The following is a 23,760-nucleotide window of genomic DNA, read 5'->3' as shown; positions in this document are numbered from 1 at the left end:
TGTTCGTTGGATCACAGACCGGTGGTAAAGCTGCCGCCATTGCCTACACCTTGATCGAAACGGCCAAACTGAACGGTATCGATCCGCAAGCATGGCTCGCCGACACACTTGCCCGCATCCCAGACTACAAGATCAACCGCGTCGACGACCTGCTCCCATGGAAAACCGCGCCATAGGGGCGGTCAGACCGGACGCTTACACCGCTATTCGTCTAAGAAGAAGTCTTCATCAATGCGATGTAGTTCAAATACCTTCCGTACGCGAACGCCGACACCGCTCTCAATCATCAAGTCCACCAAACGATGCCCGTCGATGGTGATCACTCTGGCATTCACTGTCTTCAGATAATCTGCGTCGAAATTTGACGCTATCAGCCGAGCCTTCGTATCTCGCTCATCAATGAATAGTATTTGTGATTAGCGAATTTCTGGGCTCCACCCTCCTATGCAAACTCTTCGTCCATCGTGGCTTGTTGCGGTGTCAAAATAGAGTCCACCACATGCGACTTGGCTGCCGTCATGGCTGTGAGCATAACCTGGCTGAATGGCTGGACAAGCAAAGCATGAAGCATGTCCGTGGGGCACCATTTTACCCGCAGACCCAAGGCAAAATCGAGCGTTGGCACCAGACCATGAAGAACCGGGTCCTGTTGGAAAACTACTATCGGCCCGGCGACCTTGAGTGCCAGATCGGGGCATTCGTCGACTACTACAACAATCAGCCAACGCCGCTTGCAACATCAAAAACAAGCCGCATAATCAATCACACAAACGAGCCAGAGCCTCCAATGCTCAAGCCGCTCTGATGTCCCATTTTATATGACGACGGACACACTTATGAGATAGAGCATTTGGAGGACCACTCTAAGAAGCCTACACGCGAACTGCGTCCAGCAACCAGATCATCAGACACCGGCGCATGAGAACAACTTGTCGCGCACTTCTGCAAATCCATTTGCGGGAAACTTCGCGATAACCCTTCCTCTATTATCAAGCACATCGATTGTGTTCCTCACACCGGCAAACATCAGGAAAACGCCGAAGTTCTTCTTAAAATCAGGTACGCCAAAGCTGATCGCGAGCCCATCATACTGAGCCCTCCGCTCTGTGTAGCTTGATATTTCGACAGAAAGCCCAGCCGAGGCCGTTCTCTTGAGGAAATTCCACTTTTCAGAAGTCACCTGCACCCAAATGAAGTCGCGAAGACTCCCGTGTCGCCTGACGGTAGCATCCGAGGCAATGGCCAACTTTAAGCTAGCCGATGCTGACGTAAAGGCGGCAAGGCATACATTTTCGATCTGTTCATAACGACCGCTTGGAACCCGCATTTCCATGCGATCGACGCTGTAGAGGGTCCAACTCCCCTTTGTGTAGGTTTTTCTGTAACTCTCCGCCCAAACGTTGGTTGCGGCAAACACTGCGAGTATCGCCACTATAGCCTTCCACATCTACTTCAACCCCATTTTTTGCCATTTCAGGATAGGTCAACGTGATAAGTGGGCCTTGACCTATCGCAATCTTTGCAAAGTGCACATGGTTGACCGCACTTATATCTGTTGCTGTTTTGGCCGTTCCATCTGGCGTAGATGGCTATCCGTTGTTGCCAGCGAGATATCATATTTCCGCGAGTGCGACCGAGGGCATATTAGTTGGTCTGGATCCGAGAAACGAGGAGAGCTGGGGAACACCGGAGATTGGTCGAAATGGGCGCGATGCAACTGATAAAACTCCTGCAGTTTGGCCTCTACTCGTGTGCCGTAGCTGTGGGCAGCCATATATCGAGGGCTATGACGATCAAGTACGCATCTTGCCGAGCCCACCTCGCAATGGATCGTCTAAACGCATTGTTCTGCGACTTGGTAAAAGCGGAACAGCAGCAACAGACGACGTCACAGACGACATAGCGGAAGTTGACCTTGAATACCTGAACCCTTTCGATGGTCAAATCATGGATGGACCTGACGAGGGTGTGATGGCTCTGCAGCGTGCCAGCACGGAAGAAGATGATCGTGATCGCAAACCCTACCTGAAAGATCACGCCGACGCAGATGCGGATCCCCCAGAAAACGTCATCGTGTTCGATGAGGCGCAACGCGCATGGGATGCTGACACAGGTTTAAAGTTGCTCGGGCGGGCAAAATCAGAACCCGAACTTTTCATGGAAATCATGGGGCGTCTTCCCTGGGCGTGCCTCGTTTGCTTGGTTGGCTCAGGGCAGGAAATCAATCGAGGCGAAGGTGGGCTGGCGCTGTGGGGTGAAGGTTTATGCCTTCGGCCACGGTGCGCCGTTCTTTGCGCGGCTTACGTGTTTGCGCCAGAAGCCAGACCGACAACCGATCCGCATACGGATCAAGCTTGCTCGGTCGTGATGGCGTCTTGAACTTCGGCTCAACCGCGCCCTCGCGCAGATACTTCTTGATAGTGTTCCGAGACAGGCCCGTCCGCCGGGCTATCTCGCAAATTGGCATTTTGTCACGCAATGCCCAGCGTCGAATAACACTCAAAAATCCCATGTCGATCACTCCATGTCTCCCTGACCAAAACCGTCAGGGCAATGTGTCCACATGGGGCAATTCTCAGTGAAAATTTTGTAGGCTACCGGGTCAGTTCTCAACGGAAATCAACACCCGGTGCTACCGAAGTGGCTCGGCCCGGACGCACCGCGCCGCCCGCCATAAGCAGCTTCGATGTGCCGCTTGTCAGTTTCAGGGGCTTTGCGCTTGAAGAGGCGCGACAGCAGGGACATCAGTCAGCGACATCCAGAACTTCGATCAGTTCGCCAATCAAGCGTGAAGCCGGAAGTATGAAAGCGGCATCTTGCGGCAACCGCTGCAAACCAGCACCGGCCAGCAAAGCTACGCCCTTTTCTGCGATCTCTTCAGTTTCGCCAAGGGGACGCCAATCGACGAAGGGCTTGATGGTTCCGTCGCTCAGCATCGCAATGCCAATGTTGAACACCTCGCCCACGCGGACACGCTGCACGGCTTCTTCGATGGGAGGAAGATGGCGGAAGCCACCGGAGAATTTCTCCGTTTGGTCGCCAGCCATTGAGTCAGCAACATGAAGATACTGAGCAAGTTTTTCCAGCTGCCAGCGGTCCAATCCAAACAATGACGCTTTGTGCAACAGGCGGAGCGCGCAGATGGTTTCCAGCGAATACGTGTCCGCCCGTCCCGAGCGCCCGACAGGCGGCATGTAAACGCGTTGGCTGAGATTGCGCAGCGTCTTATCCAGCGCCGCACCCTTTTCGGGCGGGACTCTGTCGAGTGCGAAGAAGGCTTCTGTGGCGTCGCGAATCGTATACATGGCAGGCTCCCAAGATTATTGATCGACTCAATAACTCAAAACTAGTTATAGATGAAGATGATGGCTTTGTTCGGGCTTTCCTGTCTCCGTTGCTGCTAGGCTGCAAATGGCCATTCCGGGGGCAAGGGGCAACTCCTCGTGATCCGTAAGACTGCTCCATTATCTTGTCATGCGCGCAGCACGTTCTTTGGTTTGGTGGGACGCAAGGTCTGGCGTTCTGCATCAAACCCCGGATATGCATGTTCTAAAAGAGAGATGACCTGTGCAGATGACAATGCCCTATACACGCGATTTGGTATTGGTTGGGGGCGGGCATGCGCATGCCCTGGTGCTCAAGGCCTGGGGGATGGACCCGCTGCCCGGCGTTCGGTTGACGGTGATCAATCCGGGGCCGACAGCGCCTTATACCGGCATGCTTCCGGGGCATGTGGCCGGGCATTACGGGCGCGATGATCTTGAAATTGACCTGGTCCGTTTGTGCCGCCACGCGGGCGCGCGGATCATTTTTGACAAGGCGGTTGGCATTGACCGGGCGCGCCGCGAGGTGATGTTAAAGGGCCGTGGGCCCGTGGGGTATGATGTGGCCTCGATTGACGTGGGCATCACGGCGGAGATGGAGCTGCCGGGATTTGGCGACCATGCGATTGGGGTTAAGCCGCTGGATATCTATGCCGCGCGGTGGCGCGACTTTCTGGAACAGGTGGCGCAGGGTCAGCTTGCCCCGGATGTGGCGGTGATTGGCGGCGGTGTCGCGGGATGCGAACTTGCGATGGCGATGGCCTTTGCCTTGCGGGGCAAAGGCGTGACGCCGCGTGTGACGGTGATCGAGGCCGGGCCGCAGATTTCCGGTGTCGGCGCCACGGCGCGCAAGCGGATGCTGCGGGCGATGGCGGGCCTTGGGATCGCGGTCAAAACCAGCGCCAAGGTGCTCAGGGTTTGCGCAGATCAGGTAGAGTTGCAGGGACAAGAGCCGGTTGCGGCGGCGCTTTGCGTTGGTGCGGCGGGTGCCTTTGCGCACGGCTGGATCGCCGAGACGGATTTGCCCCAGCAGGACGGGTTTATCGAAATCGGGCCCGACCTGGGGGTGATTGGCGATGAGTCGCTGTTTGCGGTTGGCGATTGTGCGGTGATGCCGCTTGCGCCCCGACCCAAGGCGGGCGTGTTTGCCGTGCGCGCCGCGCCGATATTGCACCATAACATGCGCGCCGCGCTGAGCGGGGGGCGGCGCAAGACGTGGCGACCGCAAAAGAACTATCTCAAGCTGATCTCTCTGGGCGAAAAATCAGCGATGGCCGAGAAGTTCGGATTTACCCTTGCGGGGCCGTTCATGTGGCGCTGGAAGGATCGGATTGACCGGGCCTTCATGGATCGGCTGAGCGATCTGCCAAAGATGGCGGTTCCGGCGCTGACCGGCGCGGCGGCGATAGGTGTGGCCGAGATACTTGCGGCCAAGCCGCTCTGCGGTGGATGTGGCGCCAAGGTGGGGCGCAGTGTTCTGTCCGGCGCGTTGCAGGTCATCGCGCAGCCGAGGGGCGATGTGGTCACCGGGGCGGGCGATGATGCCGCCGTTCTGCGCCTGCCCGGTGGCGGGTTTCAGGTGATCACCACCGACCACTTGCGCAGCCTGATTGATGATCCTGCGCTGATGACGCGGATCGCGGCGGTGCATGCCTTGGGCGATATCTGGGCGATGGGGGCCGCGCCGCAGGTTGCCCTGGCGTCGATTGTCGTGCCGCAGATGTCAGCCGAGCTTCAGGCGCGCACTTTGTCAGAGATCACGCAGGTCGCCACAGAGGTTCTGGCGGCGGCTGGCGCACAGCTGGTCGGCGGGCATACGACGATGGGCGCCGAGCTGACGATCGGGTTTAGCGTGACGGGAACACGGGCAAGCATGCCCCTGACGGTGTCCGGGGCAAAGGCCGGTGATGTGCTGATCCTGACGCGCCCCATCGGATCGGGCGTTCTTATGGCGGCGGATATGGCGGGACAGGCCGACGGGCGCGATGTGGCGGCCGCGCTTGCCATCATGGCGCAGGCACAGGACCGCGAGGCGGCACTCCTTGCGCCGGTGGCCCATGCGATGACGGATGTGACGGGCTTTGGATTGGCCGGGCATGTCAAGGCGATTTGCGAGGCGTCGGGGATGGACGCCGACCTCTGGCAGGCGGCCATACCGACCTATACCGGCGCGCGGGAGCTATCGGATGCGGGCGTGTCGTCTTCCTTGATGGCCGCGAACCGTGCCGATGCGGGGGGCAAGGGCGCGTCTGATGCGCTGCTCTATGATCCGCAGACGGCGGGCGGATTGCTGGCCGCGGTGCCAGAGGCGCAGAGCGCCGCCGTGATCAAGGCGCTTGGTGACAAGGGATGCAGCGGCCATATGATCGGCCGCCTTAGAGATGGAATGGGGCGCTTGCGCCTTTGAGGGTGTCGCATGTTCTAGAAGCTCAAAACCGGTTCCCACTTTTGAGCAACATGCTCTAGCTGAACTTTGCGTGCAGGGCCTCGGCGGTGCGCTCAAGGGTGGCCTCGTCAAGATCGGAGAGCTCGATCCTGTGAACGGCATCGGTTCTGAGGGCGGCGGACTTGGCATAACGCGGGTCATAGTGATCCGCCATCAGCCCCGCCGCCAAGGCCTGCCACTCGCCATTTTGCGCCTGCGCATGCCAGCGTTCAATCCGCTCGCCCGCATGAAACGGGCGCAGTTTGTCCAAAAGCGCGCCAAGGGCGGATTTGTCCTGCGTCAGGTCGGCGTAGGCCCGGCACAAAAAGCTCGCGCGCGCCTCAAGCGGGGCGGTGATGTGTATGCGGGGCGCCTCTGTCATCACGGCCCAGAGCGAGGGCGGGATCACGCGCGCACCAATCTTGCTGCTCTCGGCCTCGACAAAGGTGATCCTCTCGGGGTCAAGCGCGGTCAATTCTGCGGCGAGCCGGGTTTCAAACATCTTTTGCGCGGGCTGCGGCGTGTTGATCCTGCCGAAAAGCGAACCGCGGTGCGCGGCGATTCCTTCGAGGTCAAGAACCTGGGCGCCCTGCGCGGCAAGCCTCTCCAAGAGGGCGGTTTTCGCCGTGCCGGTGCCGCCGTCCAACAGGATCAAGCGGTGCGGCAGGGGCGTCTGGTAGAGCGTTTTGACCACCTCGCTGCGATAGCTTTTATAGCCGCCCTTAAGCAAACGCACCCGCCAGCCGACTTGATCAAGGATCGTTGCAAAGGCCCCCGAGCGTTGCCCGCCACGCCAGCAATAGACCAGCGGCTGCCAGGCGCCGTCCTTGTCGGCAAGCGGGCCTTGCAGATGGGTGGCGGTGTTCTGCGCCACCAATGCCCCGCCGATCTTGCGGGCGTCAAAGGGGCTGACCTGCGTATAGATCGTGCCGACCTCGGCGCGCTCTGCATCGTTGAGTACCGGCAGGTTGATCGCTCCCGGCAGATGATCCTCGGCGAACTCAAGCGGGGCGCGGACGTCGATGATGGCATCGACTGTCAGGCTTTGCAGGTCAGCCAGCGAGGTAAGGATCAGCGGGGTCATGGGGTGCCTTTGGTGGTGATGCGTCTGATGTGCCCCTCTCTAGCGCGCTTTGCCATGCGACATAACTTCAAAACTGCCGAGCCCGCCAAAACTCTGCCCATGCCGCCCCCTCGGGGTGCTGTGCGGAGGGGGCGTTTCAACGATCCTTGGACGTCCGCAGGCCGAACTTTACACGCACAGGCGTTGGCCTGGCGTCAGCTTTCATATCGGGTTGAGCCGCGGCGGTTGGCGTCGATTGTCAGGGTCACATGCATCGGTTCGTGGGCGCGTTGCGAGCAGGCCTGGCGCGGGCAGATGTGGCAGTTGATTCCGATCTTGCCGATATTGGCCTCATCGGTCACGCGCAGCGCCGAGGCATAGCCGATCTGCTCGGCATGTGCGCGTTCACAGCCAAGCGTGACCACAAGGCGGCGATCCTGGGTGTGGCGGCTGATCACCGGGCGGTCGGTGGTGCGGCTGATGGTAAAGAACTGTCCGGCATCGGGCAGCTCGACGAATTGCGGGATGATGGTGCCGGGCGCGGCAAAGGCACTGTGGATGTTCCAGACCGGACAGGAGCCGCCCTTTTCGGCAAGCGTGAAGGGGGTCGCGTTGAAGCGTTTGGTGACATTGCCGGCGCGGTCGATCCGCAGGAAAAAGAACGGCACCCCCTGCGCGCCCTTGCGTTGCAGGGTGGTCAGGCGGTGACACACCATTTCAAACGAAACCCCGAAGGTCGCGGCGATCCGGTCGATGTCGTATCCGGTGCTCTGGACCACTGCCAGAAACGGCGCATAGGGCATCAGGAAGGCCGCCGCAAAGTAATTGGCAAGCTCGACGTGACAGCGCGCGCGCCCGGTGTCCGAGAGGGTGCCCGCGGCAGCGGTCAGGCTATCGAGCAGGCTTCCGCAGCTGACCATCGCCAGCACGTGGGCCAGTTGAAAGTTGCGGTTGATCTGATCGAAGGCCTCTGACAGCAGGACGCGGCCACGGTCCTCTTCAAAGTTGCGCAGGGTGTCGGACATTTCGTCGATGCTGACCAGGTCGACCTCGATGCCATAGGCGTTGTTGAGGTGTCGCTTGAGGTTGGCATAGATGTCGTCGGGCCGCCCGCCCACCGCGTCGCGCGCGCGGTCGGCGGCCTCTTCAAGTTCGGCGAAATAATTGGCGTGCTGGCGGAAGAATTCGTAAATCGTGGCCTCGGGAGAGGTCGCCAGCATCTCGGGCACGGCGCCGTGTTCATCAAGATGTTTCAGATTGCCAAGCATGGTGCGGTAATTCTTATGAAGCTGCATGAAATGCGCGACAAGCTGGGGCGCATGATCAAGTGCGGCGCGCAACTCCTGAAGGTCGGGCCTGTCGCCGGTGAAAATCGGATCGCGCACCGTGGCGCGCAGATCGGCAAGCCGAGCGACCTCATTGTCATTGATAAGTTCTTGCCAGGCCACGCCATAGGCATCGGTCAACGCCAGCAGGACCTTGACCGAAAGGCTGCGCTGATTGTTTTCCAGCAGGTTGACATAGGACGCGCTGACCCCGAGACGCGCGGCCATATCCGCCTGGGTTTGATTATGCGCGCGGCGCAGTTGCCGCAATTGTGGGCCGATAAGTGTTTTGCTCATGATGACAACATTACAGAATGAGAGTTTGTAAGCGAAACAAACAACACGAAAACCGCTATTTCAATGAAATTTTATGTCGTAGCGGTATTTAAATCCCTGTCGGACTTGGGAATGCGCCCAGATTTGGGTGTGCGTTTTGGGAGGGTCTCACAGAAATATGCCCGGGAGGATATAACATGAATTACACTTTTGCACGTCGCCTGATCTCTGTGGCAGCGGTGGCTGTTCTGGCCGCAACGCCGTTGGTTGCCGAGGAATGGAAGCCCGAAAAGCCGGTTGAGATGGTGATCATGGCCGGGCAGGGGGGCGGCGCGGATCGTCTGGCCCGTTTGTTCCAGTCGATCATCCAAAAGGAAAACCTCTCGAACATGCCGGTCCTGCCGGTCAACAAGGGCGGCGGTTCCGGCGCAGAGGCGCTGCGCTATCTCAAGGACAAGAGCGGCGACAACCACGTGATCATGGCGACGCTCAACAGTTATTACACCACGCCGCTGCGCACCGATATCGGGGTCAACATCGAAGACTTTACCCCGATTGCCCGCATGGCGCTTGATACCTTCGTTCTCTGGGTCAATGCCGATAGCGATATCCAGACGCTGGATGACTATGTCGCGGCGGTCAAGGCATCGGGTGGCGCATGGAAAATGGGCGGCACCGGCACCGGGCAGGAAGACAGCCTTGTGACCGCTATGCTTGAAAAGGAATTCGGCATCAAGGTGACCTATGTGCCGTTCTCGGGCGGTGGCGACGTGGCGCGCAACCTTGTCGGCGGGCATATCGATTCGTCGGTGAACAACCCCTCCGAGGCCTTGGGTTTTTATCAGGCCAACAAGCTGCGCCCGATCGCGGCCTTTACGCCGACGCGCATCGCCGCCTTTCCGGACACGCCCACCATGGGCGAGTTGGGGCATGACCTGGTCTATTGGATGCAGCGCTCGTTCGTTGCGCCCAAGGATATGGCCCCCGAGGCCGTGGCCTTTTACACCTCGATGTTCGAAAAGCTGAACGCCTCGCAGGAATGGCAGACCTACACCGCCGAAAAGGCGCTTTTGGCCGAGTTCCTGACCGGGGATGCGCTTCAGGCCTATTTCCTTGAGGAACGCGCCAAGCATGACGCCCTGCTCAAGAGCATGGGCGAAGGCTCCTGATCCGCGAGCAAGACTTGTTACTGACGGGGCGTTTCCCGGCGCCCCGTCATGCTGAAGTTCCAGACAAGAGACGAACCTATGCTGATAGCTGATCGGTTGATCGCAGCCGCCATCATGGCGATGTCTGCTTATTTCATGTGGCACGCGACGGTGCTTCCAATCGGGTGGAACGGCATGACCGGCGGCCCCGGCGGCGGGGCGTTTCCGTTCTGGCTGTCGGCGATCATGTTCGTGGCGGCAGGGGCCATTCTGGTGCGTTCGCTGCGCGGCAAGTCGGATTACGCCGGCGATTTCTTTGACCCCGAGACCCTGCGTTCGGTGGTGATGGTCATCATCGCGCTTTTCGTGACAATCGCCCTTATGCCATGGGTCGGCACCTATATCGCGCTGCCGCTGTTCCTGATCTGGTACATCAAGATTTTTGGCAGACACGGCTGGGTTCTGACGCTGTGCCTGACCATTGGCACGCCTCTGTTCCTGTTCTTCTTCTTCGAGGTCACGTTGAAAATCCTGTTGCCCAAGGGGCTGACCGAACCTTTCTTCGTCCCGCTTTACGCAATGTTCTTCTAAAGGGTCGCGGTGATGGAATTATTCGGACACATGATGGACGGCTTTGCGACATCGCTTTCGCCGTTCAACCTGATGATTGTCATTCTCGGGGTGACGGCGGGCCTGTTTATCGGGGCGATGCCGGGGCTTGGATCGGTGAATGGCGTGGCGATCGTGCTGCCGCTCACGTTCATCGTGCCGCCCTCGTCGGCGATAATCCTTTTGGCGGCGATCTATTACGGGGCGATGTATGGCGGCGCGATAAGTTCGATCCTGCTGGGGATACCCGGCGCCTCGACGGCGGTCGCGACCACCTTTGACGGCCGCCCGATGGCACAGCAGGGCAAGGCCGGTCTGGCGCTTATCGCCGCTGCGGTCGCCTCTTTCGTGGGCGGCACGATTTCGGTGATCCTCTTTACCCTCTTTGCCGCGCCGCTGGCGGATATCGCGCTTGCCTTTGGCCCGCCCGAAGAATTCGCGCTTGTGCTGATGGCGTTTACAACCTTTGTCGGGCTTGGCGGTGATGACGTTCTCAAGACGATCATCATGATCTGCCTTGGTCTGGCGCTCTCGACCGTCGGGCTTGACCTTATCTCGGGCCAACCGCGGCTTATCTTTTTCGACCAGCCCGGATTTTACTCGGGCATCAGCTTTCTGGTGCTGGCGATCGGGGCCTATGGGGTGGGTGAGATCCTCTATACGATCGAGACCTCGAAATCCGCGCCAAGCGTGACCCCGGCACGGCTTACATTCCGCGAGCTGGGGGCCGGTTTGCGCGAAATGAACAAACTCTGGCGCACGATGAGTTTCGGCTCGTTCATCGGGTTTTTCGTCGGCATGCTGCCAGCTGCTGGCGCGACCCCTGCGGCGCTCATGGCCTATGGGCTTGCCAAGGTGACCTCGAAAAATCCCGATAGCTTTGGCAAGGGCAATATCGAAGGCGTTGCCGCGCCGGAAACCGCCAATAACGCCGCCTCGACCGGATCGCTTTTGCCGATGCTGACGCTTGGCATTCCCGGATCACCGACCACCGCGCTTTTGCTCGGGGGCATGGTGATGTGGGGCCTTGTGCCGGGGCCGATGCTGTTTATCGAACAGCCAGATTTTGTCTGGGGGCTGATTTCTTCGCTATACACGGCCAACTTTGCCGCCGTCATCGTCAACCTCGCGCTGATCCCGGTGTTTGTCTGGGCGCTTCGGATGCCCTTTACCGTGCTCTGCGCGCTTGTGCTTATCCTGTGCATCGTCGGCGGTTTTGCCCCGAGCCAGAAGATGCATGATGTCTGGCTGATTGCGGGTTTTGGGGTTGGCGGATATTTCCTGCGCAAGGCCGATTATCCGATGGCTCCGCTTGTTCTGGCGCTTGTGCTTGGGCCCTTGATGGAGAAAAGCTTTCGCCAGACATTGATTGCGGAACAAGGGAATGTGTTTGCATTCCTCGAACGCCCGCTCTCTGCTAGCTTTATCGCCATCAGCGCAGTGTTCTTTCTGCTGCCGCTTCTGAAATATACGCGCAGCCTGTCTTGCGCAAAGGCCGCCTAGGGCCTGATTGATAACACTGAACGAAGGACTATCGACATGCATGAAACGATGAGCGCACTTTTGAGTGGCCATGATGGCGCCGCCCCCGCGATTGGCGCGCCGGGCCGCGATTGGCTAAGCTATGAGGGCTTGCGCACACTGACAGCAGAGGTCAAGGCCGCGCTCAACGGCATGGGGATCGGCAAGGGCGACCGGGTGGCGATCGTGCTGCCCAATGGCCCCGAGATGGCGACCGCCTTTGTCAGCATCGCACAGGTGGCCACCACCGCGCCGCTGAACCCGGCCTATCGCGAGGAAGAGTATGATTTCTACCTCTCTGATCTCAAGGCCAAGGCGCTTGTGGTGATGGCCGATTATGACGGTCCGGCGCTTGCCGCGGCGACCAAGGCGGGCATGACCATCGTGCGCCTGTCGGTCCCCGAGGGCGCGCCCGCCGGGGCGTTCGCCCTGTCCTCGGACGCCAGCGGAACCGGCGATGCGGCCAGCCCCTCGGCGGATGACGTGGCCCTGATCCTGCACACCTCGGGCACCACGTCGCGCCCCAAGATCGTGCCCTTGCTGCAATCCAACATCGCGGCCTCGGCCGAGCATATCAAGGTTTCGCTTGAACTGACGGCGGCGGATCGCTGCATGAACGTGATGCCCTTGTTTCACATTCACGGGCTGATCGCGGCGGTGACGGCCTCGCTAGCGGCGGGGGCCTCGGTGTGGTGCGCGCCGGGCTTTGACGCGCTACGGTTTTTCGGCTGGATGAAAGAGGCACAGCCCACATGGTACACCGCCGTGCCGACCATGCATCAGGCGATCCTGAGCCGTGCAGGCCGCAACGCCGATGTGATTGCCGCCACACCGCTGCGCTTCTTGCGCTCGTCCTCGGCCTCGCTTCCGGCACAGGTGATGGTTGCCCTCAACGAGACCTTCAACGCCCCCGTGGTCGAGGCCTATGGCATGACCGAGGCCGCCCATCAGATGGCGTGCAATCCGCTGGCCTCGGGCACCCAGAAACCCGGCGCCGTGGGCATCCCTGCGGGTCCGCAAATGCGCATCGCCCATGAGACCGAGAACCACCTTGTCGACGGCACCGGCGAGGTGGTGATTTCCGGCCCCAATGTGACGCCCGGCTATGAGGGCAACCCCGAGGCCAACGAGAAGAACTTCTTTGAGGCGGAGGGCGAGCGATGGTTCCGCACCGGCGATCAGGGGGCGTTTGACGGCGATGGCTATCTGCACCTGACCGGGCGTCTCAAGGAGATCATCAACCGGGGCGGCGAAAAGATAAGCCCGCTTGAGGTCGACGGTGTGCTTCTGGATCACCCGGATGTGGCGCAGGTCGTGACCTTTGCGATGCCCCATCCCAAGCTTGGCGAAGAGGTCGCGGCGGCGCTTGTTCTCAAGGACGGCGCAACCGCCACCGAAAAGGATATCCGCGCCTTTGCCGCCGAGCGGATGGCCGATTTCAAGGTGCCGCGCAAGGTGATCATCCTTGATGAAATTCCCAAAGGGGCAACCGGCAAGATGCAGCGGATCGGCCTCGCCGAAAAGCTGGGTCTGGTGGAAAAGGCCTGAGCATATGAAAATCTGTATTTTCGGGGCCGGCGCCATCGGCGGTTATATGGGCGTGAAACTGGCGCAGGCGGGCGCGGATGTCAGCCTTGTGGCGCGCGGCCCGCATCTTGCGGCGATGAATGAAAAGGGCCTGACCCTGATCGAGGAAGACCGCGATCCGGTCACGGTGCCGGTCACCGCGTCGGACAACCCCGCTGATCTTGGCCCGCAGGATTACGTCATCGTCACCCTCAAGGCGCATTCGGTGCCCCCCATCGTGCCCAAGATGCAGCCGCTGATTGGCGATCACACCACGATCGTCAGCGGCGTGAACGGCGTGCCGTGGTGGTACTTCCACAAGATCGGCACCGCGCTTGAAGGCACCCGGCTGGCAAGTGTCGACCCCGGCAATGCGCAATGGGACGGCTTTGGCCCCGACCGGGTTCTGGGCTGTGTGGTCTATCCTGCTGCCGAAGTGTCAGAGCCCGGCACGATCCGCCACATCGAGGGCAACCGGTTTTCTCTGGGCGAGCCTGACGGCTCCAAATCCGAGCGCGCGATTGCCCTGTCGCAGGCGCTGACGGCAGCGGGTCTCAAGGCCCCCGTGCGCCCGCGTCTGCGCGATGAAATCTGGGTCAAGCTTTGGGGCAACCTGTCGTTCAACCCGATTTCGGCGCTTACCCATGCGACGCTTGATGTGCTTTGCACCGATCCGGGCACGCGCGCCGTGGCGCGTGGAATGATGCTTGAGGCACAGGAGATTGCCGAGAAACTTGGTGTGAAATTCCCGATCGACGTGGACCGCCGGATTGACGGCGGCGCGGCGGTCGGCGCGCATCGCACCTCGATGTTGCAGGATCTTGATGCCGGGCGGCCGATGGAAATCGACGCGCTTGTCGGCTCGGTTCAGGAATTGGGCCGCGTGACCGGCACGCCGACGCCGACGATTGATACGGTTCTGGCGCTGGTGCAACTGCGCGGTCGCTCGGCCGGGCTTTACGGATAAGGGACGCGCAATATGTCGATCAAGAACATCCTCGTGGCCTATAACGGCTTGCCCGGCTCCAACACCGCCCTGCGCGGTGCGGTGTTGATGCAGCAGTATTACGGCGCGCATCTGACCGGGCTTTTCGCCCACGGCAACCCGTTCCTGTCGCGCCAGATGAAGCCGTGGATGCCCAAAAAGGTACAGGCCGCCCTGTTGGAGGTCGCCGACAGCCCGACGCAGGATGTGCAGGACAAGTTCCGTGCGACCTGTTCGGTCGTGCCCGAGGACAGGCTTCACTGGATCGACAGCGGCGGCTCGGTGCAGCGCACCGTCGCCCGCTATGCCCGGCTTTTCGACATTACCGTTCTGGGGATGCATGAGAGCAACCTTGAACGCAACCTGAGCCACATCGACATTTACCCCGACCGCGTCACCTTTGACAGCGGCCGCCCGGTGATCATCTTTCCGGCGAATTTTGAGGGCACCCTGTTTGGCAAACGCGCGGTGGTGGCATGGGATGGCGGGCGCGCCGCCGCGCGGGCGCTTGCCGATGCGATGCAGATTCTCAAGACCGAAGACGAGGTTGAAATCGTCTCGGTCGGGCGCTCGCCGCTTGAAGGCGCATTGCCGGGGATCGACGTGGGCATGATCCTTGATCGCCATGACGTCAAGGTCACGCTCACCGAACTGCCGCGCAGCAAACGCTCGATTGCCGACACGCTTGTCGATCACTGTGATGCGGTCGGGGCAAGCCTTTTGGTGATGGGCGCCTATGAACATTCGCCGCTGCGCGAGGGGCTGATCGGCGGGGTCACCCATGACATCGCCCTGCGCGCGCGCATTCCGGTTCTGATGAGCCATTGAGCCGCGCCGTTGCGGCGCCGGTCTATTCTGCGGGCACGGCAGAGTGCGGCGGAATGTGCCCGTTTTCCAACCCCGTGCGACCATCCGGTGCCGTATAGATCAAGGCCGGAAAGACCCGCGCGATGTGGCGGAACACGCTGCGCCTGTTCATCTCAAGCGCGTATTCCACATAAGCGGGATCGTCGGAGAGGTGCTTTTCCTCCATCCGCCCGCGGCCAAAGTAAATGCCGTTGACCACCACCAGCGCGAGCGATGCAGTCAGCGCACCCCAAGGAGAAACAGCCGTCAGAAACGGCACCGCAGTCAACCAGAAAAAGATGCTTTTGGCCGCATAGTCGGGGTGTTTGGTATAGGCATAGGGGCCGTTCGTGATGATCCCGCGATTGGTCAGGTTGGACCACCGCAACCCGAAAATCGCCGTCGCCCAAACCCAGACAAAGAACGACACCAGGATAAGCCCAAGCCATGGCCACATCATGACCGGATAATCGCCGATGACCGCGGTCCAGTCCTGATCGTTTCTAAAGCGGATGACGCTGCCGGCGATGATGGTATTGAGCGGCTCGTAACATATAAGAGTGACAACCCAGGCCCCGAGCAACCGATTGGGCGAGCGGATATGCGCGTCAAACAGTTTGAGTGTCATGCTATAGCCGACCACCACGATGCTCAACTCAAGGATGACCATGATCTTGGCCAGAAAGGCGACGGCGGTGATCGGTCCCTGGCTCATGTGCATGAACTGATCGTGAAGCGTCGGCAGGTTGAACACAAGGTAGGTGAACATCACCGGCAGAAAGAAACCCTTGATCGCCCAGCCCAGGGTGAAGTTTTTCAACAGCTCCCAATCCGGGGTAAAATTGCGCTTGAGAATCCAGTTGCCAAGCTCAAGATAGCCATCCCTCGGGTCCGTCATGCGCCGGTCGATCTGGTAAAAGTAGACAAGCGCAATCGGCGCCACGAACGGCGCGAGGATGATGAAGGCCGTAAGAGGCGGGATCAGACGGTGTACCGCATAAATGCGAAACACCGCATGAACAAGGATCACGGCGGCGATGATGGCCGTGAAGCCGACAAGCTTGATCCCGACCCGGCGAAGATCGCCCTCGCGCGGCGTACCCCAATCCAGCCCGGTCGAGGCACGGCGGTGGATCTTGCGGCCGAATATCTCGTAGAAGGCGACCGGGAAAAGGTAGAAACACACCAAAATGAGCGCGCCGACAACGGCGTCACCTGCGGGATAGAGGGCCTGAAGCAAGACCCCGCTCAGAAGGCAGGTGCCGCCAATGATCGCGATTTTTTTGACTCTGGCTTGGCGTAACTGCGGTTTGCCGCGCCTGTCACGTCGGCCCTTTTTTGCCGGCCTTTCCTGCCCGAATTCATGCCGCGACCTGGGCCGCTTGCGCGCGGCACGCGCTTGCAGGATAATGCGGCGTCGGCGGTCAGGGCGGCGCAGATCAGAGAACGCATCGCGCTTTTTATGCGGGCGATCCATAACCAGCAGGAGATGGCAGGCCGTGCGGCTGCTTTATATCGAAGACAACGAACGGCTTGCCCGGAACACTGCGGCGAGCCTTCAGCGGAACGATTTCATCGTCGATTGCGTCAAAACCGGTGCCGATGCGATCCACGCCGCGCGCAGCTATGGTTATGATGCCATCGTGCTTGACCTTGGCCTGCCGGATATCGACGGCATGGACCTGTTGGATCAATTGCGCGCCGAGCGGCCCGATACGCCGGTGGTGATCTGCACCGCGCGCGACACGCTTGAGGATCGGGTGGCGGGGCTTAATGGCGGGTCGGATGATTACCTTGTCAAACCCTTCGCCGCCGAAGAACTTGTCGCGCGCCTGCGCGCCGTGCTGCGCCGTCCCGGCGGGGTGCTTGGGCTGAATCTGACGGCGGGCAATCTTAGATTTGATACGGTTGGCCGCGAGGTGCGCATTGATGGCGCAAGGGTCAAGCTGTCGCGTCGCGAGCTTGACCTGCTTGAGGTGTTCCTGCGCCGCAAGGGTCGCATCCTGACGCGCGACAACATCGAGAATGCGCTCTACGGATTTGACGACACGCCAACCCCCAATGCAATCGAGGTCGCCGCGCATCGCCTGCGCAAAAAGCTGGCCGATCTCGGGGCAACCCCGCGCATAGAGACCCTGCGCGGCATTGGCTATGTGCTTGAGGATGACGGGCTGTGAGGGTTGGCATTCGCCAAGTGGTCGGACAGCGCGGATCGCTTTTGCGCAGGTTGGTGATCAACATTTCTCTGGCCATGGTGGTCTGTGTCCTGCTTGCAAGCGCGATCATGTCGTTCGAATTCTACGAGCATCTGCAAGAGCGGACCGAAGGCGAATTGCGCCGCGAGGCCACCGAGATTCTGGCACAGCTTGACCCCGAGGCCGAGGATCTTGGCCTGCCTGCGGGCTCGATCCGGTTTACCGGGGCGGGCGGGGTGTTTCGCTATACGGTGTTTGATCGCGACCTGCGTCCCGTTGTCGGTTCGGAGATGGCCGAGCTTGCCATGGCTGAGCGCAGGGCCTTGCTGCAAAAGGCGCAGCAGGGCACCGTCCTGTTGGAGGGGGGGCGGCTTGGGCTTGCGGTCAAAGGGCCGGACGAGCGCCTTGTTCTGGTTTCGCGGCTGTCGTCGCAGGGCAGCCACAGCCAGCTTATAACCCTTCTCGACGAGCTTGGTGAACAGGTGAGCTGGGTCATCGTGGGCATCATCATCGTTCTGACGGCGGCGATTGCCACCGCGCGGCGCGCACAAGAACCGCTGCGCGCGGCGGTGGCGCAGTTGCGCAATGTCGCGCCGGGCGCGCCGGACAAACGGCTGAGCGCCGAGGGCATGCCGGGCGAAATCCGCCCCCTGATCGACAATGTGAACCGGGCGTTTGACCGGCTTGAACTGGGCTATCAGGCACAGCGTGATTTTTCGTCGAACGTGGCGCATGAGGTGCGCACGCCGCTGGCGGTGTTGCGCTCAAGCATCGAAGGGCTTGAGGATGGCCCGCAACGGAGCGTCCTGCTGGAAGATCTTTCGGGCCTTGACCGGATGTTTGCCCAGCTGATTGACTTGGCGCGCGCCGATGCCGCCGGAGAGACCGCAATGGGCGAGGTCGATCTTTACAAGATCGCGCTTGACCTGGCCCGCGAGAAAAGCATTCCGGCCCTGCGATCCAAGCGCAGCCTTGCCATAAGTGGCGCGGAGCATGTGCCTGCGCGTGGACATGCGGGGCTTTTGTCGGTGGCGCTCGGCAATCTTGTGCGCAACGCGCTTGGCCATGCGCCCGTCGGGGGCGAGGTCGAGATCGAGCTTTGTGCAAACCCGCCGGGCTGGCGGGTGTCCGATACCGGGCCGGGCGTGCCGGATGACCTCAAAGAGGTGCTTTTCGACCGCTTTCAGAGGGGCGGCGCATCGGCGGATGGCGGGGCCGGGATCGGCCTTGCAATCGTGCGCGCGGTTGCCGAGGCCCATGGCGGGCGCTGCCGGATCGAGGATCGACCGGGCGGCGGCGCGGTCTTCGTGTTCGAGCTGCCGACCGCCTGAACCGGGTCTGCCCCGCAACAGCCGACAAAAAAGTATGCTCCGTAAGTCTTGTGTAAGGCGTGGCGTGCACATCGGTCTTGTTCCCTTAAAATGAAGGGGATCGGATTGAGGCAGACTCGGATTGAGGCAGACCATGCAAATATCGTTCATGACCCCGCAAGATACGCCGTGCCCGGTGGCTGTCCTTGCGGCACAGGATCACGTCGCAAGCGTATACCAAAGCGCCTATGGCGCCACCGTCCGCAGCTTTGCCCCAAACCTGGTGGTTGCGCAAAATCATACCGGACTGATCACCTGCGTCGCCGGCATCCGCACCGCGCGGGATGGCTTCTTTTCGGATTGTTATCTTGAGCGCCCGTTCGATGCGGTCCTGAGCGATTGTGGCCATGGGCCGGTCGGTCCGGGCAAAGTGCTTGAGGTCGTGTCGATGGCGGCGACCTCGCCGTTTCCGGTCTTGCCGGTTCTGGATGCGATCATCGGCTGGGGCCGCGAGCGCGGGATGGAGTGGGGCGTTTTCACCGCCACCGCGCCGCTGCGCCGCCTGTTGGGCCGGGCCGGAATGGCGCATGTGATGCTGGCGCCCGCCCGTCTTGACCGGGTGACGAACCCCGGCGATTGGGGCTCTTATTATGACAGCGACCCTTGGGTCTGTGCCTTTGGCGATCGTTTGCCGCCGCAGCCGGTGACGCTTGATCCGCGCCGCAAGGTGTCCTGATGCACGAGGTCTTTGCGGCCCTGGCGCGCAACGCGGCGCAGCGCCCGACTGCGCCCGCGTTTCGCGATGAGGCGCAGGCGCTTGACTGGCGCGCGCTTGCGGCGCGTGTGGCGTCCCTGAGCGCGGCGCTTGCTGACGCGCCGCCGGTGATCGGCCTTGCCGTGCCCGGCGGGGTCGATTTCGTCGTGGCCGACCTTGCGGTCACCCTGAGCGGGCGCCGCTTTGTGCCGGTGCCGTTTTTCTTCAGCCCCGAACAACAGGCGCATGTGCTCGCGGATGCCGAGGTCGGCGCCATTATCGGCGCGCCGCGCGCGGCGGCGTTTGGCCTGCCGGTGATCGCGCCGAACGCGCCTGATCGGGGCGCGGACCTGCCGCGATACGGCGGTGGCGCGACCCGTGTGATCTATACCTCGGGCTCTTCCGGGCGGCCCAAGGGCGTGGTGCTTGGCGACCGACAACTGTCGGGCTCGGTCATGGCCCTGGCCGATGTGGTTGGCGCAACTGCGGGCGACAAGCACCTGTCGGTGCTGCCGCTGGCGCAGCTTCTGGAACAGTCCTGTGGTGTATTCCTGCCGATCCTTGCTGGGGCCGAAACGGTGTTTTCCGCCGGGGCGACATTCGCGCTTTTGGGTGGGCCGGTTGCGCCTTTCTTGGCGGCGATGGTACGGGAAAACCCGACGACAAGCCTTGTGGCGCCGACACTTTTGGCGCGTTGGCTTGATGCAATCGAAGCGGGCGGCGCGCCCGCGCCCGCCTCGCTTCGCTTTGTGGCGGTCGGGGGCGCTCTGACGCCGCCGAGCGTGCTGGCGCGCGCAGAGCTGCACGCCATCCCGGTTTGCGAAGGCTATGGCCTGTCGGAATGCTGCGCGGTGGTGGCGATGAACCCGCCCAATGATGCCATGGCGGGCACGGTGGGCCGGGTTCTTGACCCGCTCGACGTAAAGATCATCGACGGTGAAATCACGGTCGCGGGGCCGACGGTGATGCAAGGCTATCTCAATGGCGCGGCGGCGCCCGAACGCTGGCATACCGGCGATAACGGGCACTTTCACGAGGGCCGTCTTGTGGTCGAGGGGCGGCGCGATGCGTTGATCGTCACCGGGGCGGGGCGCAATATTTCGCCTGAATGGGTTGAATCCCGCGTGACCGCCGACCCGCGGATCAAGGGCGCGGCGCTGTGTCATGGCGCGGATGATAGTCTTGTCCTTGTGGTGGCCCTGAGCACGCCCATCGCCCCGACCGATATCGCGGCGCTTCTGACCGATTTGCCCGCCTATGCCCGCCCCGCAGCGGTGATCTTTGCCGAACCAAAGCATCCGGGGCTGTTGTTTCCTGCGGGCACGCCCAACCGGGCCGTGGCGGCAGACGTAGCGCGCAGCGGCGCGCGCTTTCCCCTTTTTGAAAATAGCGAGGCCTGCTTGACATGACGCAGCAAAAAAAGACCGTTCTGATCACCGGGGCCGGATCCGGCATTGGCCGCGCTTTGGCGCTGGAGGCTGGGCGGCGTGGCTATGCTCTTATCCTCACGGGGCGGCGGCGAGAGCCGCTTGCCGAGACCGCCAAGATGACCACGGACGGCGCACGCTGCGTGGTGGCGGATGTGACCACCACCACCGGTCGGACGACGATTTCCAATGCGATCGGCGGAACGCTTGACGTGCTGATCAACAACGCCGGGACGCTCAGCGTGGGCCACCTTGGGGCGCAAGAAGATGCCGCGATCACGGCGATGGTTGAAACCAACCTTCTGGCGCCGATGCTTTTGACCCGCGATCTTTTGCCCGCCCTGCGGGTGTCGGGCGGGCGTGTGGTTAATCTTGGCTCGGTCTTTGGCGATATCGCCTATCCGTTCTTTACCGCCTATTCGGCGACAAAATTCGGCCTGCGCGGGTTCTCGGATGCGCTGCGCCGTGAGCTGTCCGGCACCGGTGTCGGGGTGACCTATGTCGCGCCGCGCGCCACGCGCACCGCCGCCGAAAGCGCCTTTGGCCCGCTTGTCAAACCGCTTGATATGCAACTCGACAGCCCCGAAAAGGTTGCGCGTCAGGCCTGGGATGCGATCGAGGCGGGCAAGCGCGACAGCTATCCCAAAAGCCGCGAGCGGTTGTTCGTTCTGATCCAGCGGCTGTTTCCCTCGCTGATTGACACGTCCGTAGGCGCACAGGCGCGCGATGCAAAAACATTGGCCGCGCTGGAAACTGTAAGCGCGCGGTAAGGCCATTGAGCAATACCACGGGCAAGGTATTCAAAGACGAAAGGCACGACTGATGCACTATAATATCCTGCGCCCGGACCGTTCGGGGTGTGACACGATTGATGATGCCACCATCACAACGATCCGAGGTCAGCTTGCCCAGGATGGCTGGACCCTGCTGCGCGGCTATGATGTGGACATGACACGGTTCAGCGCGCTCAGCGCGCGGCTCTGTGCCAAGATCACCTTTGATCCGGCGCGCGATCAATCCGAGGAAAACACCCAGAAGGTGGATGCCGGGCTTGGCCCGATCGGGCTTCATATCGAGAACGGCAATACGCCGGTTTGCCCCGATATCGTCGCCTTCTTTAGCCCGCGCGCGGCGTTTGAGGGAAGCCAGACCACGATCTGCGACGGGCGCTCTGTTCTGGCGCGCTTTGACGAGAAACGCCGCGCTCGCTGGAGTCGGCCAATCACCGTCAAACGCAACCTGCCCGAGGCGCTCTGGAAGCGGTATCTTGCCAATGAACACCCCGCCATCAGCCGCCCCGAAGAGGTGACCGAGCGCCATATTCTCGAGTTCAAGGCCGCCGTGCCCAATCAGGATTTCGCTTTGCGCGAGGATGGCTCGCTTGATTACAGCCTGACGATCAACCCGGTGCGGGGCTCGACCCTCTCGGGCGGTGCGGCATTCGCCAATGCGGTGCTTGGGCCCTCGCATAATTACGAGCCGCCGCGCTATGTCTTTGATGATGGTGAAGAGGTGAGCAGCGACGAGATCGAAGAGCTGCGCGAGGTCGCCGAAAGCGTGACGCATGAAATCAACTGGCAGGATGGCGACGTGGCCATTCTCGACAACACGCGGGTGATGCATGGCCGTCGCGCGATTGTCGACGCCAATCGCCAGCTGTTTATCGGGATGGGCAATCTTTGATCGCGCCACATTTTGTCTGGTCGTGGCGTACCAACAAGCTCGGTCTTGTCTTTTAGCGAGTGATTGCCCTTTCGGGGCAGTGTTGCAGGAGCGGCGGCATCCTTGGGTGTCGCCGTTTTCCGTTTAAGGCACACCGATTGCCCGCGCGTCATGGCTTGCCATTTTCGCGCCGCCCCGGTCTAACCCAAAGGCCCGGGACGGGTATGGCGGCAAGAGGGGCAGCATGGCCAAGGATCGTGACATCGACGTTCTGGTGATCGGCGCGGGAATTGCCGGGCTGACGGCTGCGCTTTGTCTGCAAGAGGGCGGCGCGCGGGTCGTTGTGCTTGAGGGCAGCGCCGGGATTGGCGGGCGCGTTCAGGCGCTGCGTGATGGCGACGGCGCGGTGCTTGGCGATCTCGGGCCGACATGGGTCTGGCCCCGCTGGCAGCCGGTGGTCGCGCGCTGGATGGATCGGCTCGCGCTTGTGCCCTTCACACAGCATGACGCGGGCGACGGTATTCTTGACGGCTTTGGCGGGCCGCCGCGTCGGCATCCGCTGATCGGGCAGGACGGCATTTCGCGTCTCGTGGGCGGGCCAAGCGCGATCATTGACGCCCTTGCGGCGCGGCTTGATCCGCAGAGCATCCTAACCAATGCCAAGGTGGTCGAGGTCGCGGCGGATGGGGGCGCTTTGAGGGTGATCACCACAGAGGGCCGGGCCTATGTGGCGCGCCGCGTGGTGCTTGCCACGCCGCTGCGCGGCACGCTTGAGAGCATCGCGATTGCGGGTCTCGCGCCGCCCCTTGAAGCGGCGATGCGCGCGGCGCCCACGTGGATGGCGCAACAGGCCAAGGCGGTGGCGGTTTACCCGCGCCCGTTCTGGCGCGAGGCTGGATTGTCGGGGCGGGTGGCAAGCCGCGCCGGGCCTTTGGTCGAGGTGCATGACCATACGCCTGCGTCTGGTTCTGTAGGGGCGGTGTTCGGCTTTGTCGGCATTGGTGCGGCGGAACGCGCCGGTGATCCCGAGGGTCTGCGCGCGGCCATTCTGGATCAGCTTGCGCGCTGCTTTGGGCCAAAGGCGGGCGCGCCAACAGAGCTTGTGATCAAGGATTGGGCGCAAGAGCCGCTGACTTGCAGCGCGCTTGATCTGGCAAGGCCGCCCGAGCATCCCGAGATCGGCCCCGAAACCTTACGCGCCGGGCATCTGGATGGGCGGTTATGGCTTGCGGTGTCAGAGAGCGCCGAGCAAAGCACCGGCCTTATCGAGGGCGCGTTTTTAGCCGGGGAAAGGGCCGCTCAGAGGGTGCTTGCCACCCTCTGAG

General features: G+C 61.5%; 21 protein-coding genes and 2 pseudogenes. 17 read left to right on the top strand and 6 right to left on the bottom strand.

Annotation, left to right across the window (positions count from 1 at the left end):
- Both ROG8370_RS15835 and ROG8370_RS15830 read left to right on the top strand, forming a co-directional pair.
- A partial coding sequence (locus ROG8370_RS15835; RefSeq protein WP_139838167.1) for a transposase domain-containing protein occupies positions 1-176 on the top strand: 176 nt, incomplete at its 5' end.
- 359 nt (positions 177-535) lie between these two features.
- Positions 536-718 (top strand): annotated as a pseudogene (locus ROG8370_RS15830) (integrase core domain-containing protein); the annotation flags it as partial.
- Positions 719-904: 186 nt separating this feature from the next.
- Here ROG8370_RS15830 and ROG8370_RS15825 read toward each other — a convergent pair.
- The gene (locus ROG8370_RS15825) at positions 905-1,432 is read right to left on the bottom strand and encodes a ricin-type beta-trefoil lectin domain protein (RefSeq protein WP_139838187.1); all 528 of its coding nucleotides are present in this window, start codon (positions 1,430-1,432) and stop codon (positions 905-907) included.
- Positions 1,433-1,947: 515 nt separating this feature from the next.
- Between ROG8370_RS15825 and ROG8370_RS21045 the strand changes: the two genes are divergently transcribed.
- A complete protein-coding gene (locus ROG8370_RS21045) occupies positions 1,948-2,379 on the top strand; it encodes a DNA/RNA helicase domain-containing protein (protein ID WP_085828145.1) in 432 nt (143 codons plus the stop codon).
- Here ROG8370_RS21045 and ROG8370_RS15810 read toward each other — a convergent pair.
- Together ROG8370_RS15810 and ROG8370_RS20635 are read right to left on the bottom strand one after the other, a co-directional pair.
- Positions 2,270-2,512: pseudogene (locus ROG8370_RS15810) on the bottom strand (helix-turn-helix domain-containing protein); the annotation flags it as partial. The gene ROG8370_RS21045 and the pseudogene ROG8370_RS15810 sit on opposite strands and share 110 nt — an antisense overlap.
- Before the next feature lie 232 nt (positions 2,513-2,744).
- A complete protein-coding gene (locus ROG8370_RS20635; RefSeq protein ID WP_085828144.1) occupies positions 2,745-3,305 on the bottom strand; it encodes a hypothetical protein in 561 nt (186 codons plus the stop codon).
- Positions 3,306-3,579: 274 nt separating this feature from the next.
- On the opposite strand from ROG8370_RS20635, the gene selD reads away from it, so the two are divergent.
- Positions 3,580-5,730 carry a selenide, water dikinase SelD gene (gene selD, locus ROG8370_RS15800; protein ID WP_306372384.1) on the top strand — a complete coding sequence of 717 codons (2,151 nt, stop codon included), beginning with the start codon at positions 3,580-3,582 and terminating at the stop codon, positions 5,728-5,730.
- Between the two features lie 55 nt (positions 5,731-5,785).
- Here the strand turns inward: selD and mnmH are convergent, their stop codons facing one another.
- Together mnmH and ROG8370_RS15790 are read right to left on the bottom strand one after the other, a co-directional pair.
- Positions 5,786-6,832, bottom strand: coding sequence for a tRNA 2-selenouridine(34) synthase MnmH (mnmH, locus tag ROG8370_RS15795; protein ID WP_085828142.1), 1,047 nt, complete (start codon positions 6,830-6,832; stop codon positions 5,786-5,788).
- Between the two features lie 194 nt (positions 6,833-7,026).
- Positions 7,027-8,433 (bottom strand): helix-turn-helix domain-containing protein, encoded by a 1,407-nt coding sequence (locus tag ROG8370_RS15790; RefSeq protein ID WP_085828141.1) that lies wholly within the window; start codon positions 8,431-8,433, stop codon positions 7,027-7,029.
- Positions 8,434-8,609: 176 nt separating this feature from the next.
- On the opposite strand from ROG8370_RS15790, the gene ROG8370_RS15785 reads away from it, so the two are divergent.
- The 6 genes from ROG8370_RS15785 to ROG8370_RS15760 all read left to right on the top strand — a co-directional run bounded on the left by ROG8370_RS15785 (position 8,610) and on the right by ROG8370_RS15760 (position 15,069).
- Positions 8,610-9,581: a tripartite tricarboxylate transporter substrate binding protein gene (locus tag ROG8370_RS15785; RefSeq protein ID WP_085828140.1), complete on the top strand. Its 972-nt coding sequence runs from the start codon at positions 8,610-8,612 to the stop codon at positions 9,579-9,581.
- A gap of 78 nt (positions 9,582-9,659) precedes the next feature.
- A complete protein-coding gene (locus tag ROG8370_RS15780; protein ID WP_085828139.1) occupies positions 9,660-10,151 on the top strand; it encodes a tripartite tricarboxylate transporter TctB family protein in 492 nt (163 codons plus the stop codon).
- Positions 10,152-10,163: 12 nt separating this feature from the next.
- Positions 10,164-11,672 (top strand): tripartite tricarboxylate transporter permease, encoded by a 1,509-nt coding sequence (locus ROG8370_RS15775; protein ID WP_085828138.1) that lies wholly within the window; start codon positions 10,164-10,166, stop codon positions 11,670-11,672.
- Between the two features lie 36 nt (positions 11,673-11,708).
- A complete protein-coding gene (locus ROG8370_RS15770; RefSeq protein ID WP_085828137.1) occupies positions 11,709-13,238 on the top strand; it encodes an acyl--CoA ligase in 1,530 nt (509 codons plus the stop codon).
- A 4-nt stretch (positions 13,239-13,242) separates the two neighbouring features.
- Entirely contained in the window at positions 13,243-14,223 is a 981-nt protein-coding gene (locus tag ROG8370_RS15765; RefSeq protein WP_085828136.1) for a 2-dehydropantoate 2-reductase, read from the top strand.
- 12 nt (positions 14,224-14,235) lie between these two features.
- On the top strand, positions 14,236-15,069 hold the full coding sequence (locus tag ROG8370_RS15760; RefSeq protein ID WP_085828135.1) for a universal stress protein: 834 nt from the start codon (positions 14,236-14,238) through the stop codon (positions 15,067-15,069).
- Positions 15,070-15,091: 22 nt separating this feature from the next.
- Here the strand turns inward: ROG8370_RS15760 and ROG8370_RS15755 are convergent, their stop codons facing one another.
- Positions 15,092-16,327, bottom strand: a complete 1,236-nt coding sequence (locus ROG8370_RS15755; RefSeq protein ID WP_170925269.1) for an isoprenylcysteine carboxylmethyltransferase family protein — start codon at positions 16,325-16,327, stop codon at positions 15,092-15,094.
- A gap of 259 nt (positions 16,328-16,586) precedes the next feature.
- Here ROG8370_RS15755 and ROG8370_RS15750 point away from each other — a divergent pair, with 259 nt between their 5' ends.
- The 7 genes from ROG8370_RS15750 (at position 16,587) to ROG8370_RS15720 (ending at position 23,759) form a co-directional block, all read left to right on the top strand.
- On the top strand, positions 16,587-17,264 hold the full coding sequence (locus ROG8370_RS15750; protein WP_085828133.1) for a response regulator transcription factor: 678 nt from the start codon (positions 16,587-16,589) through the stop codon (positions 17,262-17,264).
- Positions 17,261-18,613 (top strand): sensor histidine kinase, encoded by a 1,353-nt coding sequence (locus ROG8370_RS15745; protein ID WP_139838186.1) that lies wholly within the window; start codon positions 17,261-17,263, stop codon positions 18,611-18,613. The genes ROG8370_RS15750 and ROG8370_RS15745 overlap by 4 nt, the downstream gene beginning before the upstream one ends.
- Positions 18,614-18,746: 133 nt before the next feature.
- On the top strand, positions 18,747-19,328 hold the full coding sequence (locus ROG8370_RS15740; RefSeq protein ID WP_085828131.1) for a thermostable hemolysin: 582 nt from the start codon (positions 18,747-18,749) through the stop codon (positions 19,326-19,328).
- Positions 19,328-20,755 carry an AMP-binding protein gene (locus ROG8370_RS15735; RefSeq protein ID WP_085828130.1) on the top strand — a complete coding sequence of 476 codons (1,428 nt, stop codon included), beginning with the start codon at positions 19,328-19,330 and terminating at the stop codon, positions 20,753-20,755. The genes ROG8370_RS15740 and ROG8370_RS15735 overlap by 1 nt, the downstream gene beginning before the upstream one ends.
- The gene (locus ROG8370_RS15730; RefSeq protein WP_085828129.1) at positions 20,752-21,543 is read left to right on the top strand and encodes an SDR family NAD(P)-dependent oxidoreductase; all 792 of its coding nucleotides are present in this window, start codon (positions 20,752-20,754) and stop codon (positions 21,541-21,543) included. The genes ROG8370_RS15735 and ROG8370_RS15730 overlap by 4 nt, the downstream gene beginning before the upstream one ends.
- Positions 21,544-21,595: 52 nt before the next feature.
- The gene (locus tag ROG8370_RS15725; RefSeq protein WP_085828128.1) at positions 21,596-22,456 is read left to right on the top strand and encodes a TauD/TfdA family dioxygenase; all 861 of its coding nucleotides are present in this window, start codon (positions 21,596-21,598) and stop codon (positions 22,454-22,456) included.
- Between the two features lie 223 nt (positions 22,457-22,679).
- Complete coding sequence (locus ROG8370_RS15720) at positions 22,680-23,759, top strand: flavin monoamine oxidase family protein (RefSeq protein WP_170925268.1); 1,080 nt, start codon at positions 22,680-22,682, stop codon at positions 23,757-23,759.
- Position 23,760: the final 1 nt, after the last annotated feature.

This window comes from Roseovarius gaetbuli (assembly GCF_900172365.1).
In the GTDB taxonomy this organism is placed as follows: domain Bacteria; phylum Pseudomonadota; class Alphaproteobacteria; order Rhodobacterales; family Rhodobacteraceae; genus Roseovarius; species Roseovarius gaetbuli.
Note: the sequence above shows the minus strand (reverse complement) of the source record. Positions and strands in the feature narration are given on the sequence as shown.